Raw genomic sequence first — 17728 nt, 5'->3', positions numbered from 1 at the left:
GCAAGAGCATGGACGAAGGCACACCAGGCTACGGTTTTGTGGATGCAGGCCTGACCTACCGATTGAACGAGAGCGCACGAGTGAAGGCCGGCGTGTACAATATTGGCGACAAGAAGGTAACGAACGAAACCTACGGTGTTGTGCTAGACGGACGCCGCCTGAACTTGGGGCTGACAGTCGATTTTTGATGTCTGAAGCCGGCAGCATGGTGATCGTATAATGGCTTATCCGGTGATGTATTAAAAAACCAACCCTGAAAAATGCCCCGAAACGGCCGGCGAATGAAGCCGGCCAGAACTTCGTTGCAGTGTGTGTATCGCTCACATTCTGTTTCGTTGTGTACTCAATGCTACTGGTGACCGTGCCGGTTTACGGCCTTGAGCTCGGGGCTTCCCCATTAATGCTGGGCGTTATTCTAAGCTCCCAGTTTTTACTTCCTTTTTTGCTGGCTATTCCTCTTGGGGGCGTGGTCGCACGCCATGGTGGCCGGGTTACGCTGGTAGCCGGTGGCTTTTTGATGGCTGCAGGCCTGCTGCTTATGCAGTTAGTGCCCGGTTACTACGGGCTGATCGGTGGCCAGCTTTTAATAGGTCTGGCTCAACTGCAGATGGTGCTGTCGGCGCAAACAATCATTTCCTCATTGGCATCTGGCTCAAAACTGGAAGGCTATTTTGGTTGGTATTCCACTTGGCTGTCTGGTGGGCAGGTGGTAGGTCCGCTGATGGCAGGCGCCTGGATTCACTGGGCGGACGGCGTTAACAACCTGTTTCTGGTGATGGCCGGTATCGCGTTGCTGGGAGGTATAACTGGCCTGTCACTGACCGGCGATGCAACTCACGGCATGGCCGTAACCGGTAAGCAAACCGGGTTTCGTGCCCAGGCTTCTCTAATCCGCCGCAACACCGGCGTTCAGGTGTCGATTGCGATTACGGTCGCTGGCATGTTCGCCTTAGGCGTTTTCGGCAGTTACCTGCCCGTGTATCTCGACAGCTTGAACATGAGCGCGGTGATGATCGGCGTGCTGGTAAGCTTGAGGTCGGCCACTTCTATGGTGATACGCCCCTTTATTCCACGAATTATCGGCGTCGCTGGCGGGCGCAAACAAGCAACCCTTCTGGCACTGTGCGCCATCTCTGTGGGCCTGGCTTGCATGGGGTTTGCCGGTCATGTGCCTGTGATTGCACTGCTATCCATTCTGGTAGGGCTTGGCGGGGGGCTTACGCAACCCTTATCGATGGTGGTTCTGGCAGAGAGTGTGGAACGCGAGCAGCGATCAGGCGCCTTGGGTATGCGGCTGATGGCCAACCGCGCAGTTCACTTTGTGGCACCTTTAGTGTTCGGTGCTGTTCTGGGGCTGGGCGGCTTTGGCCTTTCGTTTGGGCTTTCCGGCGTCTTTGTGGTGTTGGTGGCAGCACTACTGCTTCGCCTTCAAGCTCAGCAAGCCACGTCGCTCTAAGTGTCCATAAGTTACTCAGTATCTCCTACGGGGATGGTGTGTGTGTTTTTTATTTCCCGCAGTGCAAAATTGGAATGAACCTGCGCAATGCCCCGCAACGTGAATATTTTTTCGTTTAAAAAGCGATCATAGCCAGCCATATCCGGCACCACCACCCGCATCACAAAATCGGCATTACCTGTCACAGCAAAGCATTGAAGTACCTCGGGGAAGCTACTCACCTGTTGCTCTATTTCTGCCGTGCTGTCTATGGTGTGCCTTTGCAGCGACAAATTCACCAGCACACACAACCCCTGGCCGACTTTTTCAGGGGCCACATGTGCGCTGTAGCCTTTAATGATGCCGGTTTCCTCAAGAGTTCTTACACGCCGCCAGCAAGCAGCCGGTGATAAGTTAACCTGTTCTGCCAGCTGCTGGTTACTGAGCCGACCGTCCTGTTGCAGTATTGCCAGAATGCGCTGGTCGAGCTTGTCCAGTTCAGCTTGTTTCATTTGGTAACACCTGATTTTTATCAAAGGATATTTCCCGATATTGTCGTTTAGCAAATAATCTTTCGCAAACGGAAAAAATAACCTTTCAATAAGCAAGCACCTTTTGCGAACTTCCCTCTAGACTTTTGGTCATAAAATCGACAAGAAAGGAGAGGGCTTATGTCTACCGACACGTCTCATTCTGATAACTCTCAGACAGGCTCAGCTCAGGCAGGCAGTTCGCCGGGCAGTCCAGAGCTGGACAACTACAAGCTCGAAGACCGTTACTTGCGAGAATCCGGCCGGGTATTTATGACAGGTTCGCAAGCCCTGGTTCGCATACCTTTGATGCAGGCCGCGCTGGATCGCAAGCTGGGGCTGAATACCGCCGGCATGGTCAGTGGCTACCGTGGCTCACCGCTGGGCGCCTACGACCAGGCGCTGTGGCAAGCACAGACTCTGCTTGATAAAAACCGTATCGATTTTGTACCCGCGGTGAATGAAGACCTTGCGGCCACCATTATGCTGGGTACGCAACAGGTAGAAACGGACGATGATCGCCAGGTAGATGGCGTATTTGGTGTTTGGTATGGCAAAGGACCAGGCGTAGACCGCGCCGGTGACGCGCTAAAGCACGGCACCACCTATGGCAGCTCTCCCCATGGTGGCGTTTTGGTTGTGGCCGGTGATGACCATGGTTGTGTGTCTTCCTCCATGCCGCACCAGTCTGATGTGGCGTTCATGAGCTTTTTCATGCCCACAATCAACCCGGCCAATCTTGCCGAGTATCTGGAGTTCGGCCTCTGGGGTATTGCGCTGTCTCGTTACAGTGGCTGCTGGGTCGGGTTCAAGGCGGTTTCCGAAACTGTGGAAAGCGCTGCGTCTATAGAACTCCCGCCGTTGCCCGATTTTGTCACCCCCGATGATTTCACCCCACCAGAGACCGGGCTGCACTATCGCTGGCCAGACCTGCCTGGCCCGCAGCTGGAAACCCGGATTGAAGACAAGCTAGAGGCTGTGCAGGCGTTTGCCCGGGCCAATCCTATCGACCGTTGTTTGTTTAATGAGCCGAACGCACGCTTTGGCATAGTGACCACCGGTAAAGGCCACCTGGACCTGCTGGAAGCACTGGATCTGTTGGGCATTGATGAAGCCCGCGCCCGCGAGATGGGTCTGGATATCTATAAAATTGGTATGGTCTGGCCGCTCGAACGCCGAGGCATTCTCAACTTTGTGCACAACAAGGAAGAAGTGCTGGTTATCGAAGAAAAGCGCGGCATTATCGAAAGCCAGATTAAAGAAGCCATGTCGGAGCCGGATCACCCTGGCGAGGTATTAATCACCGGCAAGCAGGATGAAGTGGGCCGCCCGCTGATTCCCTATGTAGGCGAGCTAAGCCCCAAGCTGGTCGCAGGTTTTCTGGCTGCACGCCTTGGCAGGTTCTTTGGCAATGACTTCAGCGATAGCCTGGCGGCTATCAACAATATGACCAACGCTGAGGACCCGGGTGGCGTTAAGCGCCTGCCGTATTTCTGTTCAGGTTGCCCCCACAATACCTCCACTCACGTGCCCGAGGGCAGTAAGGCGTTGGCCGGTATCGGTTGCCACTTTATGGCTTCGTGGATGGGCCGCAACACAGAATCGCTGATTCAAATGGGCGGCGAAGGGGTTAACTGGATAGGTAAGAGCCGGTATACCGGCAACCCCCATGTGTTCCAGAACCTGGGTGAGGGCACATATTTCCACTCAGGCTCTATGGCGATTCGTCAGGCAATCGCTGCCGGCATTAACATCACTTACAAAATTCTGTTTAATGATGCGGTGGCCATGACAGGCGGTCAGCCCGTGGATGGTCAGATCACCGTGCCGATGATCGCGCAACAGGTGGCTGCCGAGGGCGTTAAACGAGTAGTGGTGCTCAGTGATGAGCCGGAAAAGTACGATGACCACAAGCAGTTGTTCCCGAGCGACGTTACTTTTCACGATCGCACAGAGCTGGATAACGTGCAGCGCGAACTGCGGGACATTCCTGGCTGCACTATTCTGATTTACGACCAAACCTGTGCGGCCGAGAAACGCCGCCGGCGCAAGCGTAATCAGTATCCGGACCCGGCCAAGCGGGCGTTTATCAACCATCATGTGTGTGAAGGCTGTGGTGATTGCTCGGTGCAATCGAACTGTCTTTCTGTGGTGCCACGACCAACGGAGCTGGGCCGCAAGCGTAAGATTGATCAGTCGTCCTGCAACAAGGATTACTCCTGCGTGAATGGTTTTTGCCCAAGCTTTGTCACCATCGAGGGGGGCCAACTGCGCAAATCCCGGGGTATGGACACAGGTTCTGTGCTCACAGGCAAGCTAAAGGATATTACAGAGCCGGTTCTGCCGCAGCTGGCGGGCTCCTACGATGTGCTGGTAGGCGGCGTTGGCGGCACGGGTGTAGTGACTGTGGGCCAGCTCATTACCATGGCGGCTCACCTGGAGGCCCGTGGTACATCAGTGCTGGATTTCACCGGTTTTGCCCAGAAGGGCGGCACGGTGCTGAGTTACGTGCGCATGGCGCCGTCTCCAGACAAGCTGCACCAGGTACGCATCAGCAACGGCCAGGCCGATGCGGTGATCGCCTGTGATCTGGTGGTGGCTTCTTCACAAAAAGCGTTGAGCGTATTGCGCCCGAACCACACCCGTGTCGTCGCCAACGAAGCTGAGTTGCCCACGGCGGATTATGTGTTGTTCCGGGATGCAGACATGCAGGCAGATAAGCGCCTGGATCTGATTCGTAACGCTGTTGGAGATGATAATTTCGCACGGTTTGACGCCAACGACATTGCCGAGAAGCTACTGGGCGATACGGTGTTCTCCAACGTAATGATGCTGGGCTTTGCCTGGCAGCGGGGACTTTTGCCTTTGTCGCAAGCGGCACTGATGAAAGCCATTGAATTGAATGGTGTAGCTGTTGAGCGCAACAAGGAAGCCTTTGGCTGGGGCCGTGTTGCCGCTGTAGATGTGGAGGTAATCACCAACCTGCTGGACACAGGCGGAACCAAAGTAGAGGAAGTAAAAGCAGAGCCAAGCCTGGATGAACTGATTAGCACCCGCCACCAGCATTTGGTGAACTATCAGAACCGGCGTTGGGCTAACCGTTATACTGAGGCGGTAAAACAAGTTCGTAGCGCAGAGGAAAGCCTGGGTGAGACAAATCAATTGCTCACCCGTGCTGTTGCGCAGCAGCTATATCGATTTATGGCGTTCAAAGACGAATACGAAGTCGCCCGTCTGTTTGCAGAAACCGACTTTATGAAGGAGGTAAACAACACCTTCGAAGGCGACTTCAAAATCCACTTCCACTTGGCTCCGCCCCTTATGAACCGGGGCACGGATGCCCAGGGCCGACCCAGGAAGCGCCAGTTCGGCCCCTGGATGTTCCGGGCCTTCAAGCTGCTGGCCAAATTCCGGGTGTTGCGTGGCACAGCCATTGATCCGTTTAGCTACTCCGCTGACCGGAAGATGGACCGGGCGCAATTGAAAGACTACCAGAAGCTGGTTGAGCGCATTGTCAATGAGCTGGATACCAGCAATTACGACACTTTCCTGCAACTGGCAGAGCTGGCCAGCGAGGTGCGGGGCTACGGCCCGGTGCGTGAACAGGCAGCAGAAGCCATTCAAGAAAAACAGCAACAGCTGACCAAGGCCCTGGATACCGGCCGCCCGACTCTGATTCGCACCCAACAGGCCGACAACAAGGAGGCAGACCATGTTTGAGGCGCTTAAACCGTTACCTCAAGACCCGATTCTGCAATTGATGCAGATGTACCGCGATGATACGCGGCCAGGCAAGGTGGACCTGGGCGTCGGCGTCTACAAGGACGACACGGGCAACACACCCATCATGGCGGCGGTACACGAGGCTGAGCGCCGCTTACTTGAGGGTGAAACGACTAAAAGCTATGTAGGGCCCGCGGGCTCTGCAGGCTTTAACGAAGCCATGGCACGCCTCATTCTGGGTGAGGGTAGCACCCTGATTCGTGAAGGCCGGACCTCGGTGATTCAAACGCCGGGCGGCTGCGGCGCACTTCGCATGGCCGCTGAGTTTTTCCGGTTGTGCAAGCCAGACATCAGGGTTTGGGTTAGCACGCCCACCTGGGCGAACCACATGCCACTACTCGGCGGTGCTGGCCTGAACATTCGCGAATATCCCTATCTTAATCCCGAGACATTAACGGTAGATTTCGCCGCCATGCTAAACAGCCTGGAAAGTGCTGAAGCAGGGGATGTGGTGCTACTGCACGGCTGTTGTCACAACCCATCCGGTGCTGACCTTACGTTCGATCAGTGGCAGATGGTTACCGAGTTGATCCAACGTAAAGGGCTGCTGCCCTTTGTGGACATGGCCTACCAGGGGCTGGGCGATGGGCTTGAAGAAGACGCAGCCGGCCTTCGCTATCTGGCCAGTCAGGTGCCTGAAATGGTGGTTGCGGCGTCTTGCTCCAAGAACTTCGGCCTGTACCGTGAGCGCACGGGTGCCTTGATGCTGGTCTCTGCCACCGAGGCTATCAATAAGGCAGCAACCAGCCAGCTGTTAAGCGTTGTGCGATCTCACTATTCCATGCCCCCGGCACACGGGGCGGCCATCGTTGAAACCATTCTGGGTGATGACGCCTTGCGCGCCCAATGGCAGGGCGAATTGGGTGGTATGTGTGAGCGCATTCTTGGCCTGCGGCACGCCTTTGCCGAAGCGCTGGCGCCTGTGGGCGATTTTAGCTTTATAGCCCGGCAACGGGGCATGTTCTCGTTCCTGGGTATTACGCCAGAACAGGTTCGTCTATTAAGAAAAGAACACGGCATTTACATGTTGGAAAGCAGTCGGGTGAATGTGGCTGGCTTGAATGATCTGGTGTTGCCAAATGTTGCCAGCGCGGTGCGCAGCGTTATGTAACCGAGTTATCCCGGAAACAGCACACAGCCAAAGCCTCTTTTACAGGGGCTTTGTTAATGACGATCCGACAAAAACAATTATTCGGAGAACGCAATGAGTGAGACGGTTCATCCCCACCAGCAGGCCAGCAGCCTCTGGACCTCCAAAATGGCCTTTGTATTGGCTGCAGCCGGCTCGGCCGTTGGGCTTGGCAATATCTGGAAATTTCCATACATCACCGGTGAGAACGGCGGTGGTGCTTTCGTATTGGTTTATCTCGCTTTTATCTCCCTGATTGGCGTGCCGGTTCTTATCGCCGAAATCATGATCGGGCGCCGGGGCGGTCAAAGCCCTGTGGCCAGCATGCGCACCCTTACAAAAACCGAGGGCACCTCCAAAGGCTGGCGAATTATCGGTTGGAACGGTGTGGTTGCCTCTTTTCTGGTGCTGTCGTTTTATGCGGTGATCGGTGGCTGGGCCCTGGTATACATTGGTAAGGCGGCAGTCGGCCTGTTCGTGGGCGCAGATGCAGAAGCCATAGGTGGGCAGTTTAATAACCTGCTGGCCAACCCTTGGGAACTGCTGCTTTGGCACACGGTTTTCATGTTTATTGTAACGTTTATCGTGGGCCGAGGTATTCGTTCCGGCCTTGAAAAGGCAGTTAACCTGCTGATGCCGTTGCTTTTTCTGTTGCTCGTGGTAATGGTGTTCTACGCCATGAACAGTGGCAGTTTTGGCCGTGCAGTCAGCTTTATGTTCTCGCCGGATTTCAGCCGGCTTACCACTGAAGGTGTTCTGGTTGCCCTTGGCCATGCGGCGTTCACGCTCAGTATTGGTATTGGCGTGCTCATGGCCTACGGCTCCTACCTGCCGAAAAACATCAACATCGCCAAAACGGCTATGACCATCGCCGTGCTGGATACCGGTGTGGCGTTACTTGCCGGGCTTGCGATTTTTCCGCTGGTGTTTGCAAACGGCCTGGAGCCAGGCGCAGGGCCGGGGCTTATTTTTGTCACTCTGCCGCTGGCTTTTGGTCAGATGGGTGGTGGTATTATTTTTGGTGCCATCTTCTTTGCGTTGCTGCTGGTAGCGGCCATCACTTCCGCAATCTCCATGCTGGAACCGGTTGTTGAATGGCTTGAAGAGTTCAAAGGTGCAAACCGGGTAAAAAGCGCCATAGGCGGCGGGCTTGCAGCCTGGTTTATCGGCATAGGCACGGTGCTGTCGTTTAACTTGTGGGGCGATGTGCATCCACTGGGCTTTATCAGCTTTTTCGAAGGTAAAACCGTGTTCGATCTGCTCGACTTTCTGGTCTCAAACGTGATGATGCCTTTGGGCGGTCTTGCCATTGCTCTGTTTGCCGGGTGGGCTATCCGGCGCGAAGGGCTGGCAGAGGATATCGGCCTTCAAGGTGGCGCCTACAGCGCGTTCATGGTAGTACTGAAATTCATAACGCCGGCGGGTATTGCGGTTGTGTTTCTTTATAACCTGATCTGAGGCCGATCTCGAAGAGGGCGGTATCTCGGGTCGAAAAACGTCAGATCAACCAGGGCGTTATCCTGATTGAATGCAAATGGAGAAAGACAATGTCCACACCTGAACATAAAGAAAAAGTCTGGAAGCTGATTAAAGGCATTAAGGCGGGCATGTTAACCACGCTGCATGGGCGCGAGTTACGGGCACGGCCAATGTACCTGGTGCAGGACGAATACGATGGTACGTTGTGGTTTTTTAGTGACCTGAACTCGGAAAAAGTGTTTGAGCTTGAGGAAGATAACGACGTATGCGTATCGTTCAGTGACCCCCACGATCACACCTATGTTTCGCTGACAGGCGTGGGTCAGGTAACCCGGGACAAAAAGCTTATTGATAAATTCTGGAACCCGTTCGTGGCGTCCTGGTTTCCCGAGGGTAAAGATGATCCCAACGTGGGTCTGCTGGAAGTCAAAGTACACAAAGGTGAGTTCTGGAACAGCAACAACAGCAAGATGGTGAAGTTCTTCGAAATCGCAAAAGCCAGCGCGCAGAATGAAACGACGAACCTGGGAGAGCACCAAAAGTTCGGTTCAGAGTAATCGGAGTAAGTAGTTGGGCGCCTGCGGGCGCCTCAGGCTGTGTTGAAGAGCCCACAAAAAGCCAGGGATAGTTCCTAATGCGCATTGCCTGGAAACCACTTGTCTGGGGTTTATTTACGGTGTGGGTACTAGCCGTTCTGCTGGGTGCTCTGGCAGTACGCTACTTCTGGAACGAGACGCTGCAAAGCAATGGTATTGAAACGCTCGAGTGGCAAGGCTTGGGTCTTTCGCTGAGTGGGGTATCTTTACGCCAGTTAGAACTCACCCAGTCTCTGCCAACAAGGAAAGTTGTGCTGCAGGGCAGGGAGTTGGCCTTGGATTGGCGCTGGCCGGACTGGGATAGCGGATGGACACCCCGGTTGATGGAGCTAACAGCGAAAACCCTGAAACTGGATTGGTACACAAAACAGGTAGGGTCTTCTGCTGCCAAACCTCAAGCCTCATCTAAGCGCCCGTGGCCGCCAGATCTACCAGCATGGATGCCTTCTGAGGTAATCATTCAGCAGTTCGAGGTGACTCTGCCTTGCGAGGCGGGGCGCTGCCCGCTGGCAGGAGACCTGTCGATCACCAGCTCCCACCCTGATCCCGAGCCTGGCCTGGCCGCAAGCACCAGGCTTCCTGTTAAAGCCAACCTGCAGCTTGATCACGAAGGGCACTACATTAACGTGCAGGCAACGCTTGATGGCTCCTGGCTTGATGAGCTGAGCCTTGCGGCAGAGTTGGCGGTTGATGGCACCCGCTACGTGTCTGTTGAATCCGGTTATCACAAACAAAATGCAAATGGTCTGGTCTCCTGGGATGGCGCGGTGGACATATCAGACCTGCCCCGAACAGACTGGTTGCTGGCGTGGCTTCAAACCTGGCAGAGCATCCCTACCGAGTCCTGGCCAGAGCAACCTGAAACAGCAACCATTAGCGCGGATTGGAAGTTGCAGGGGGCGGGGAATGAAAGGTTTTTGGCGCAGGCAACGGGTGGCTTGAAAGTTAAAGCACGAGTGCCGCAGCCCTGGTTTGTGCCCGGGGTGGGGAAAATAAGCGGCAGTTTAGAGATCGCTCTGGATGCCAGGCAGGGACAGTGGCAGCCCGACACTCTGAATGCCGATATAGAGTTGAAGCATCCTGCGGCCTGGGTCAAGACATTGCCGGAGTTGATGCAACCAGGTTCTTTATCACTGTCTGTTCGGCCAGGTAAGCCGGTTGCGCCGGTTTCTCCAGCCGTTAAAGCAGTCGCAGAACAAACATTGTTACCGTTGAACGTAGAGTTGAGCAGCCGCGCTGGAGCAGATGTTTCTATGCGCTCCCACCTTGCGATAACCACCCGTGCTCCATGGCGGGTAGAGCTTGGGAAAACCCACCTGCACGCAGCATTGCCCGAGCTGGAAGCTTCGGGATGGTTGCTAACCAAACCCCGGGCCGAAATTGAACTGACAGGCTGGCTGGATACCACCAGAGCGGTTTTGAAATTCAAGGGGCCGACGATTCTGAAGGCGGACAAGCTTGAGCCACTTGCTGGCACAGCGGGAGTGTCTGGAGATGAGACCTTGCTCAAAGGTCTTCGTATGGATCTCGCCCATACAATACTGGAGGCCAGCTACCTGCCAGCACAGAGCAGGTTAGGAAAATTCAGTTTGAGTGGGCCACTTGGTCTCACTGCGAAGCAGGTTAAGCACCCCCAATTACGGCCTCAACCCTGGCGTTTTGAGGGCGCGTTGAACGGTAACCTGACACGCACGAACGTCACGGGTTTGCTTAAAGCCAAGGCAGGAACCAGCGTGAACCTTGATCTGAATGTGCCATATCAAGGTCCTTTTCGACTGGCCGGCAAAATGCGGGTGAGCGGCGAGCAGGAAGCTGAGGCTTTATCCCGTATTTTCACCGCATGGCCAGAGCTGCTTACGGTATCCGGCGGCACCGTTAGCGCTAACGCCGCTTATGAGCAGCCGAAGAGCGGCGCGGTATACCTGACCGGAAATCTGGTGCTGGCAGACTGGAGTGGTACATACGATCGCACCACCTGGAGCCGAATGAATGGCTCTGCTGATTTTCTTCTGGACGAAGGGCGCATGAAGGTCTCAACGCCGGAACTGACCGTTGCGGAAGTAAACCCAGGGATACCATTTGGTCCAGTGCAGTTGGCAGGGCAGTATGAGGCACCTTTGGGCCAGTTAGCTGCCGGGCAGTTAGTTGTAGAAAAGGCTGTTTCCGGCGCGTTGGGCGGCGAGGTAACCGTCCAGCCAGAGAGTTGGGATTTGGCGCAGGCGCCGGTGACGATTCCCGTTAAACTCAAACAGCTTAACCTTGCACGCCTTCTGCAGCTCTACCCGACAGAAGGGCTGGCAGGCACAGGTATTCTCAGCGGCACTCTCCCTGTGTTATTTGATCCGGCTACCGGAATAAGGGTGAAGCAGGGCCGTATTGATGCGCTCAAGCCAGGGGGGCGTATACAGTTGACCGCCGAACGATTAAAGGCGCTTGGCAATCAGAGCGAAGCCATGGAGCTTGTGGCAAAAGCGTTGAAGGATTTTCGTTATTCAGTTTTGGACAGCGGCATCAATTATGATGAAAACGGCACACTCCTACTCTCACTACATCTTAAGGGTAATAGTCCGGAGGTGGGCAAAGGACAGCCGGTGGTACTGAATATAAATCTGGAAGAAAATATTCCAGCCTTGCTCAGAAGCCTGCAATTAAGCGGCAAGGTGAGCGATGCGGTCACAGAAAGAGTCAAAAATTTATTGAAGAAGCGTGAGCGTGATTAAGGCGACCTGTTAGAGTAAGGGCAACAAAGGAGTACACCGATATGACGCAATTTGGTTCCAGGTTTTCCCGGCGCGCGCTTGCTCTGTGTGCGAGCCTGATAATGGGTAGCTTGCTGATAGCTTGTACCCCTACTGTTCAGGTGGCCGCGCCGAAGGAGCCGATTACCGTAAACCTGAATGTAAAAATTCAGCATGAGATTTACGTGAAGGTCGATAAAGACGTAGACGAGCTGTTCAGTGAAAAAGGCCTGTTCTGATTGTGTCGGTATTTTGTATATAGCGGATTAATAAGGAGTTAACCATGACATTAGTTGCGCGATTCAGTGTCTTTGCTTTAACGCTTTGCCTGGCGCTGCCTGCAATGGCCATGAGTCTTGATGCAGCAAAGAACGCTCTCGAATCGGCAAAAAGCCAGGGACTTGTGGGTGAGACGCCGACGGGGTATCTGGCGAGTGTAAACTCTGATCCGAAAGCGCAAGAGATAGTAAGCGCAATTAACGATGCCCGGCGTGAGGCTTACAATAAAATTGCTGAAAAACACGGCATTGCCGTAACCAAGGTGGAGACAGTAGCCGGCCAGAAAGCGGTCGAGAAAACACCGTCCGGGCAGTACATCAAAGTGGATGAGCACTGGATTAAAAAATAGAACCAAATTGGTAACTGGCTGATGGCGTTATAACCAATGAATCTTAAGGCAAGGCCAGCGCCTGCCGATAACCGTTACACATAAGACCTTGCAGGAGGTAAAGGCTATGGTAGCGCCAATCATTGGTCGTGGGCCGGATATGACCGGTCGAGTGAATACAGGGCTGTCCGCGGCCCGGCCGGCAGGCCAGGTAGCCCAGGAGGCCCGTGTAGACAAGCAGGCTACTATTCGCACACCCGCAGACGCCATTAATGTTATGCGTGTGCGCATGGAGCAGCGGTTGCAAGAAACCATGGGTGGCCAGAGCAAAGCCGTATCCGGGGCTGACAAATACGCGGCGCAGGCCCAACCACCTGGTGCGTCTGACGTTGCCGGCGTGATTCTCGGGTTTGTGCAGAACCGACTGCAAGCAGAGGCTGATGCCGGTGCCGATGTTGAGAAGCTGGCTGGTTTGATGGAGCAGGCCCGTGCCGGTATTGAGAAAGGATACGCCGAAGCCCGCGATCAGATTGAGGCCCTGGGCATGATGAACGAGACCCTGGGCGCGGAAATCGGCAAGGGTTTTGATCTTATCCAGGATGGCCTGTTGAATTTGGAGAAAATGTTTTTGGGCGAGAAACCGGATGCGGATAAGGCCACCAAAACCGGTTAATCCGCTGGCGTATGCTTGCCCTGTTCCAACAGGGCTTCGTTCAGGTTGTGCCAACCCGCGTTAATGTCAGGGAATTTTTCGGTCATGGTTCGATAATAGTCTTCTGCCTCGGACCATTGGCCTTGTTGATAGGCAAGGTTCCCCAAGCCTAACAGGGCTGCAGGCTGATCCGGCCAGGCGTCGACGGCTGCTTGATATGCAGAAGTAGCTGCCGCAGTCTGATCAGTTGTTTCCAGATCATGGGCTGCCATCAAATAGGTGAGGGGCTCGGCCGTTTCAGGTATTTGGCCGGCAGGCAGCATTACCCGGGCCCATCGCTCTGAACGATCCCAGGTTGCCATAAACCCGCTGGCGGGTTGGCGGTAATGTTCTTCGGTGCCGGTATGGAGAATCAGCGTTTTGTCTTCTTTGTCGTAACCAATTACTACGGCAAAGTGCCATTGTGGCCACCAACCAAAGCGCAGGTTCTGCAGAACCAGAACCGGATTTCCCGCCCGAACTTCCTCTAAAATACTGTTAAGCCTTGGTGCCAGGGGATAAACCAGCATTCCGTATTGGCGCGCAGCTGCAACCATCTCAACCTGCAGGGCGCCTTTGCGTTCTGGCAGGTACACCTTGCTAACCAGCTCATCGGGTGTTGCTCCTGCATGTTGCGTATTGAGCATCATTGCCAGCGAGGCTGGGCCGCATTGGTATTGAGCCTGTGGATAGAAAGGCACCTCGGTGAGCGTATGGCTATCGAAGGACTCTGGCCAGGGCGGCTGGCTGGCGCAGCCTGAGAGAAGTACTCCCAGGAACGCTGCAACAAAAAGCCGGGCTGATGTCAGCCAGAACACATGCATGGCCAACCCGCTTAACGAATACAGTTAATAAACGGGAAAATATTCGTTGCACACAGCATGTCTGTGATGATGAAAACCAGCAAAAACAGTACGATAATCCCCACAACACCTTCACCCGTGGGTGCTTCTGCCAGTTGTTGTTGGAAGTCTGCAAGTTCTGCGGGCGTTAGGCTTTGAATTCTGTCCTGCACTTCTTTTTCGCCCACCCCCATGCTCGCCAGCGTGTTTTTAACGTCTTCCCGTTCGAGCATACCCATTAAAGCCGCGCGATCGACATCCGCTCGCTGCTCTGTGAGGAGTTCGCCGGTACCAACAATGCTGGCAGAGGCAGGAATTGCCCACATTGAGCTTAATATCATTACTAACGTCATGATCGCCGAAACAGACTGGGTATAAGATCTTATCGTTTGCATCTGGCTGTTCCTTCTATGGACGCGCTTAGGTTTGTATTGGTGGATCAGTCGGGAAGGGAGTGTAAACACTTGCGCGCCATTTGCCGATTAAATCAGATTAAGATGCATTAACCCTCAGTTCAGACCTGGTGTCGGACAAGCATCGCCTTGATTCGACCAATTTCTTTCATTGGGTTGAGCCCTTTGGGGCAATAGGCCGCACAGTTGCCAATACCCCTGCAGCGGAACACGCTGAATGGGTCTTCCAGCTTTGCCAGCCGTTCTGCCGTTGCTGTGTCTCGGGAGTCGAGCAAAAAACGATGGGCTTGCAGCAAGCCTGCTGGTCCTACGTATTTTTCCGGGTTCCACCACCAGGATGGGCAAGCAGAAGAGCAGCAAGCACACAAAATGCACTCATATAATCCATCAAGCTTTGCTCGGTCTTCGGGGCTCTGGAGGCGTTCAATGGCCGGCGCTGGCGTATCATTGATTAACCACGGCTGAATACTTTCATACTGCTTGAAGAACAGAGTCTGATCGACCACCAAATCGCGAATAACGGGCATGCCTGGCAGTGGTCGGATAGTCAGCTTGTTGGATTTGCCAAGCGCATCGCTTACTCGGGTGATACAGCCCAGCCCGTTTCGACCGTTAATGTTCATGCCATCCGAGCCGCAAACGCCCTCGCGGCAAGAGCGACGGAAGGAGAGGGTGGGGTCGACTGTTTTGAGGTACTCCAGCACATCCAAAACCATGCGCTTTCGATAACTCGAATCTACCTCGATGTCCTGAATGTAAGGCACGTTGTCGGTTTCGGGGTTGTAGCGATAGAGTTGAACGGTGATTGTTGCCATGGTCTACCTCCTCTTTCTATTGTAGGAGTTCTAGCAGCAATGAGCGGATTGCGCTTTGTCATCTGTCAAATCGGGCAAATTTCAAATGACTTAAATCATACTTCGGTGCGTGTGAGGCAGTTCCGGTGTTGCCGGAAAGTTTCAAGACAAGCGTATCTGCCACTATGCTGGGGGTATGATATTGCTTGGCTGACGAAACCGGAGAATGTGCAACACCATGATTATACCCGCCAATGCAACAGATAACCGCAGGCTTGCCCAGGCCCGCTTGCCTCGGATGATGTTCGATTACCTCGATGGGGGTGCGTTTGCTGAACAAACCCTTCGAGAGAACACGGCGGATTTTCAGCACATTCACTTTCGTCAGCGAGTTATGCGGGATGTCTCCAGTACGTCTGCCGCTACCCGGATACTGGGCCGGGATGTCTCGTTGCCATTGGTCCTTGCGCCTGTTGGCCTTGCCGGCATGCTTGCGCGGCGGGGAGAAGTGCAGGCGGCTAAGGCCGCACAACAAAGTAACGTGCCGTTTTGCCTGAGCACCGTTTCGGTTTGTTCTCTGGAGGAAGTCGCCCAGGCAACTGGCCCGGCTAATTGGTTTCAGCTTTATGTTCTGAAGGATCGAAGCTATTCCGAAGCATTGCTTGATCGGGCACACAAAGCCGGTTATTCCACTCTGGTTTTCACGGTAGACCTCCCTAAGCTGGGCTTAAGATACCGGGATGTGCGCAATGGAATGAATGGCGGCCTTTCTCCCTGGGGTAAACTTCAAAAGCTGTCTGATCTGCTTTCACATCCCTTTTGGCTGTGGGATGTTGCCATTAAGGGTAAACCGCTAACGTTTGGCAATCTTTCCGATGCGGTGCCTTCGGGCCGAAGCCCCGAGGATTTCAAAGCCTGGGTTGATCAGCAATTTGACCCGTCTGTAACCTGGGCGGATCTGGAGTGGGTCAGGAAGCACTGGCCGGGCAAGCTTGTAATAAAAGGGATTATGGACCCTGACGACGCCCGCTCGGCGGTGGATGTTGGCGCTGATGGCATTGTTGTATCTAACCATGGTGGTCGCCAGTTGGATGGCGCACCTTCAACTATTTCGGCGTTGCCGGCTATTGTGGAAGCTGTATCTGGTAAAACCGAGATTTTGTTTGATGGTGGTGTGCACTCTGGACAAGACATTGTACGGGCACTTTGCTTGGGCGCCAACGGCTGTTTGGTAGGCCGTGCATGGGCGTATGCGTTGGCCGCGGGTGGCGAAGCAGCGGTATCGAAAATGTTGGAAAACTTTCGCAATGAAGTGGAGCTGACCCTTGCACTGTTGGGAAAAAACTCGGTGAAACAACTGTGTCCGGATGATCTTCTATAACCGGTACCTGTTTTTTTTGATTAGCAAAACGGAGGCTTGATGATGGAAATTCGAACCAAAAGAGCGTACGAAGAAGCGGCTAATTCCGATGGCCCACGTATTTTGGTCGACCGGGTATGGCCGCGGGGCGTTGCCAAGGAAGAGGCAAGGCTTGAAGCCTGGCTGAAAGGGCTGGCCCCGTCTACCGAGCTGCGAAAATGGTTTGGGCATGATCCAGAAAAATGGAAGGAGTTTCAGCAGCGTTACCTGAAAGAACTGAAGAAGCAAGACGCTGCTGAAGCTCTGGAAGACCTGCAGGCAATCGTAAAAGAACACAAGCGAGTCACGCTGGTGTTCGCCGCAAAGGACACAGAGCACAACAACGCTGTCGCCCTTCGCGAGTTTCTTGATAACGGCGATTTATAACTGAGCCAAGGCCTGGTTCAGGTCTGCGATCAGGTCGCTTGCATCCTCTAGCCCGACAGACAGTCGCAGCATGCCATCTGTGATCCCGTGGCGTGCCCGTTCCTCTCGGCTGATGCTGTGATGGCTGGTATTACAGGGTTGGGAAACCAGGCTTTCTACACCGCCCAGGCTGGTCGCCAGAAGAAAAATCTGCAGGTTGTCTGCCACACTGGCTGCCTGTTCCCGGTTTCCTTTGATCTGGATTGTCAGCACGCCTCCAAATCCATCCATTTGCCGGGTGGCCAGCGTGTGGCCAGAGAAGCTTGGCAACCCGGGGTAGAGTACCCGTTCTATGGCTGGGTGGTTTTCCATTGCGTTGGCAACGGTCATGGCATTTGCATTGTGTTGCTGCACCCTTACTGGCAGGGTTCTGAGGCTGCGGGACAGAAGGGCGGCGGTTTCTGGTGCCAGAATTTGGCCAAGGTTTTTCCGCCATAGCGCGATAGGGTTAATCTGCTCTGCCGAGGCCATTACGGCGCCTGCGGTAATATCACTGTGGCCACCAAGAAACTTGGTTGCGCTGTGAATGGTAAGGTCCGCGCCCAACGCCAGGGGGCGTTGATTGATTGGCGAGGCAAAGGTGTTGTCCACGGCGAGAAGCGCGCCTCTGGCATGAGCCTGCTTTGCCAGTTCCCGGATATCCAGTATGGCCAGTGTGGGGTTGGCCGGCGTTTCACAGTACACCAGCATGCCAGGCTCGCTCAGAGCATTGGCCAGTTGTTCGGGTTCGTGGTGCAGCAGGAAGGTGACAGGAATGCCCAGGGGCTGAAAGTGTTTGGTTAGCAATTCCTGTGTGCCACCGTATAAATCCCCGTAAGCGGTCCAATAACCCCATCTATACAGGTATCGTTTAGACCGGTAATGTC

The 17728-nt window shown here is 54.3% G+C and carries 17 protein-coding genes; 12 read left to right on the top strand and 5 right to left on the bottom strand.

The window, feature by feature from the left end:
* Together ACTHYN_RS14705 and ACTHYN_RS14700 are read left to right on the top strand one after the other, a co-directional pair.
* On the top strand, window positions 1-188 hold a 188-nt coding region (locus tag ACTHYN_RS14705), incomplete at its 5' end, for a hypothetical protein (protein WP_441813165.1).
* 50 nt (window positions 189-238) lie between these two features.
* Window positions 239-1456: an MFS transporter gene (locus ACTHYN_RS14700; protein ID WP_441813167.1), complete on the top strand. Its 1218-nt coding sequence runs from the start codon at window positions 239-241 to the stop codon at window positions 1454-1456.
* Between the two features lie 11 nt (window positions 1457-1467).
* Here the strand turns inward: ACTHYN_RS14700 and ACTHYN_RS14695 are convergent, their stop codons facing one another.
* A complete protein-coding gene (locus ACTHYN_RS14695; RefSeq protein WP_441813164.1) occupies window positions 1468-1947 on the bottom strand; it encodes an Lrp/AsnC family transcriptional regulator in 480 nt (159 codons plus the stop codon).
* A gap of 159 nt (window positions 1948-2106) precedes the next feature.
* Here ACTHYN_RS14695 and ACTHYN_RS14690 point away from each other — a divergent pair, with 159 nt between their 5' ends.
* The 8 genes from ACTHYN_RS14690 to ACTHYN_RS14655 all read left to right on the top strand — a co-directional run bounded on the left by ACTHYN_RS14690 (window position 2107) and on the right by ACTHYN_RS14655 (window position 12970).
* Entirely contained in the window at window positions 2107-5685 is a 3579-nt protein-coding gene (locus ACTHYN_RS14690; protein WP_441813163.1) for an indolepyruvate ferredoxin oxidoreductase family protein, read from the top strand.
* Window positions 5678-6859, top strand: coding sequence for an amino acid aminotransferase (locus tag ACTHYN_RS14685; protein WP_441813162.1), 1182 nt, complete (start codon window positions 5678-5680; stop codon window positions 6857-6859). Before ACTHYN_RS14690 ends, ACTHYN_RS14685 begins: the two co-directional genes overlap by 8 nt.
* Before the next feature lie 93 nt (window positions 6860-6952).
* Window positions 6953-8335 (top strand): sodium-dependent transporter, encoded by a 1383-nt coding sequence (locus ACTHYN_RS14680; RefSeq protein ID WP_441813161.1) that lies wholly within the window; start codon window positions 6953-6955, stop codon window positions 8333-8335.
* Between the two features lie 89 nt (window positions 8336-8424).
* The gene (locus ACTHYN_RS14675) at window positions 8425-8913 is read left to right on the top strand and encodes a pyridoxamine 5'-phosphate oxidase family protein (RefSeq protein WP_441813160.1); all 489 of its coding nucleotides are present in this window, start codon (window positions 8425-8427) and stop codon (window positions 8911-8913) included.
* A 77-nt stretch (window positions 8914-8990) separates the two neighbouring features.
* Window positions 8991-11672 carry an intermembrane phospholipid transport protein YdbH family protein gene (locus ACTHYN_RS14670; RefSeq protein WP_441813159.1) on the top strand — a complete coding sequence of 894 codons (2682 nt, stop codon included), beginning with the start codon at window positions 8991-8993 and terminating at the stop codon, window positions 11670-11672.
* A 101-nt stretch (window positions 11673-11773) separates the two neighbouring features.
* Window positions 11774-11929 carry a YnbE family lipoprotein gene (locus ACTHYN_RS14665; protein WP_441813166.1) on the top strand — a complete coding sequence of 52 codons (156 nt, stop codon included), beginning with the start codon at window positions 11774-11776 and terminating at the stop codon, window positions 11927-11929.
* Between the two features lie 44 nt (window positions 11930-11973).
* Window positions 11974-12318 (top strand): YdbL family protein, encoded by a 345-nt coding sequence (locus ACTHYN_RS14660; protein WP_441813158.1) that lies wholly within the window; start codon window positions 11974-11976, stop codon window positions 12316-12318.
* A 106-nt stretch (window positions 12319-12424) separates the two neighbouring features.
* Window positions 12425-12970, top strand: coding sequence for a DUF5610 domain-containing protein (locus ACTHYN_RS14655; RefSeq protein WP_441813157.1), 546 nt, complete (start codon window positions 12425-12427; stop codon window positions 12968-12970).
* Here ACTHYN_RS14655 and ACTHYN_RS14650 read toward each other — a convergent pair.
* From ACTHYN_RS14650 to ACTHYN_RS14640, 3 genes are all read right to left on the bottom strand, one after another.
* The gene (locus ACTHYN_RS14650; protein ID WP_441813156.1) at window positions 12967-13812 is read right to left on the bottom strand and encodes a PA2778 family cysteine peptidase; all 846 of its coding nucleotides are present in this window, start codon (window positions 13810-13812) and stop codon (window positions 12967-12969) included. The genes ACTHYN_RS14655 and ACTHYN_RS14650 overlap by 4 nt on opposite strands.
* Before the next feature lie 11 nt (window positions 13813-13823).
* On the bottom strand, window positions 13824-14225 hold the full coding sequence (locus ACTHYN_RS14645) for a PA2779 family protein (RefSeq protein WP_441813155.1): 402 nt from the start codon (window positions 14223-14225) through the stop codon (window positions 13824-13826).
* A gap of 119 nt (window positions 14226-14344) precedes the next feature.
* Complete coding sequence (locus tag ACTHYN_RS14640) at window positions 14345-15058, bottom strand: succinate dehydrogenase iron-sulfur subunit (protein WP_441813154.1); 714 nt, start codon at window positions 15056-15058, stop codon at window positions 14345-14347.
* A 217-nt stretch (window positions 15059-15275) separates the two neighbouring features.
* Between ACTHYN_RS14640 and ACTHYN_RS14635 the strand changes: the two genes are divergently transcribed.
* Both ACTHYN_RS14635 and ACTHYN_RS14630 read left to right on the top strand, forming a co-directional pair.
* The gene (locus ACTHYN_RS14635; RefSeq protein ID WP_441813153.1) at window positions 15276-16418 is read left to right on the top strand and encodes an L-lactate dehydrogenase; all 1143 of its coding nucleotides are present in this window, start codon (window positions 15276-15278) and stop codon (window positions 16416-16418) included.
* Between the two features lie 39 nt (window positions 16419-16457).
* Window positions 16458-16823: a DUF488 domain-containing protein gene (locus tag ACTHYN_RS14630; RefSeq protein WP_441813152.1), complete on the top strand. Its 366-nt coding sequence runs from the start codon at window positions 16458-16460 to the stop codon at window positions 16821-16823.
* Here the strand turns inward: ACTHYN_RS14630 and ACTHYN_RS14625 are convergent.
* The coding region (locus ACTHYN_RS14625) for a trans-sulfuration enzyme family protein (RefSeq protein WP_441813151.1) at window positions 16818-17728 on the bottom strand (911 nt) is incomplete at its 5' end. The genes ACTHYN_RS14630 and ACTHYN_RS14625 overlap by 6 nt on opposite strands.

It is taken from the genome of Marinobacter sp. (assembly GCF_052091845.1).
In the GTDB taxonomy this organism is placed as follows: Bacteria; Pseudomonadota; Gammaproteobacteria; order Pseudomonadales; family Oleiphilaceae; genus Marinobacter.
The sequence above is the reverse complement of the archived record's forward strand: the minus strand, read 5'-3'. Positions and strand labels throughout refer to the sequence as shown.

Bases quoted from the DNA above. Each gene is read 5' to 3' on its own strand.
- ACTHYN_RS14635 (WP_441813153.1), top strand. From the start codon at position 15,276: ATGATTATACCCGCCAATGCAACAGATAACCGCAGGCTTGCCCAGGCC.
- ACTHYN_RS14685 (WP_441813162.1), top strand. From the start codon at position 5,678: ATGTTTGAGGCGCTTAAACCGTTACCTCAAGACCCGATTCTGCAATTG.
- ACTHYN_RS14675 (WP_441813160.1), top strand. From the start codon at position 8,425: ATGTCCACACCTGAACATAAAGAAAAAGTCTGGAAGCTGATTAAAGGC.
- ACTHYN_RS14695 (WP_441813164.1), bottom strand. From the start codon at position 1,947: ATGAAACAAGCTGAACTGGACAAGCTCGACCAGCGCATTCTGGCAATA.
- ACTHYN_RS14630 (WP_441813152.1), top strand. From the start codon at position 16,458: ATGATGGAAATTCGAACCAAAAGAGCGTACGAAGAAGCGGCTAATTCC.
- ACTHYN_RS14640 (WP_441813154.1), bottom strand. From the start codon at position 15,058: ATGGCAACAATCACCGTTCAACTCTATCGCTACAACCCCGAAACCGAC.
- ACTHYN_RS14690 (WP_441813163.1), top strand. From the start codon at position 2,107: ATGTCTACCGACACGTCTCATTCTGATAACTCTCAGACAGGCTCAGCT.
- ACTHYN_RS14645 (WP_441813155.1), bottom strand. From the start codon at position 14,225: ATGCAAACGATAAGATCTTATACCCAGTCTGTTTCGGCGATCATGACG.
- ACTHYN_RS14660 (WP_441813158.1), top strand. From the start codon at position 11,974: ATGACATTAGTTGCGCGATTCAGTGTCTTTGCTTTAACGCTTTGCCTG.
- ACTHYN_RS14680 (WP_441813161.1), top strand. From the start codon at position 6,953: ATGAGTGAGACGGTTCATCCCCACCAGCAGGCCAGCAGCCTCTGGACC.
- ACTHYN_RS14670 (WP_441813159.1), top strand. From the start codon at position 8,991: ATGCGCATTGCCTGGAAACCACTTGTCTGGGGTTTATTTACGGTGTGG.
- ACTHYN_RS14665 (WP_441813166.1), top strand. From the start codon at position 11,774: ATGGGTAGCTTGCTGATAGCTTGTACCCCTACTGTTCAGGTGGCCGCG.
- ACTHYN_RS14650 (WP_441813156.1), bottom strand. From the start codon at position 13,812: ATGCATGTGTTCTGGCTGACATCAGCCCGGCTTTTTGTTGCAGCGTTC.
- ACTHYN_RS14655 (WP_441813157.1), top strand. From the start codon at position 12,425: ATGGTAGCGCCAATCATTGGTCGTGGGCCGGATATGACCGGTCGAGTG.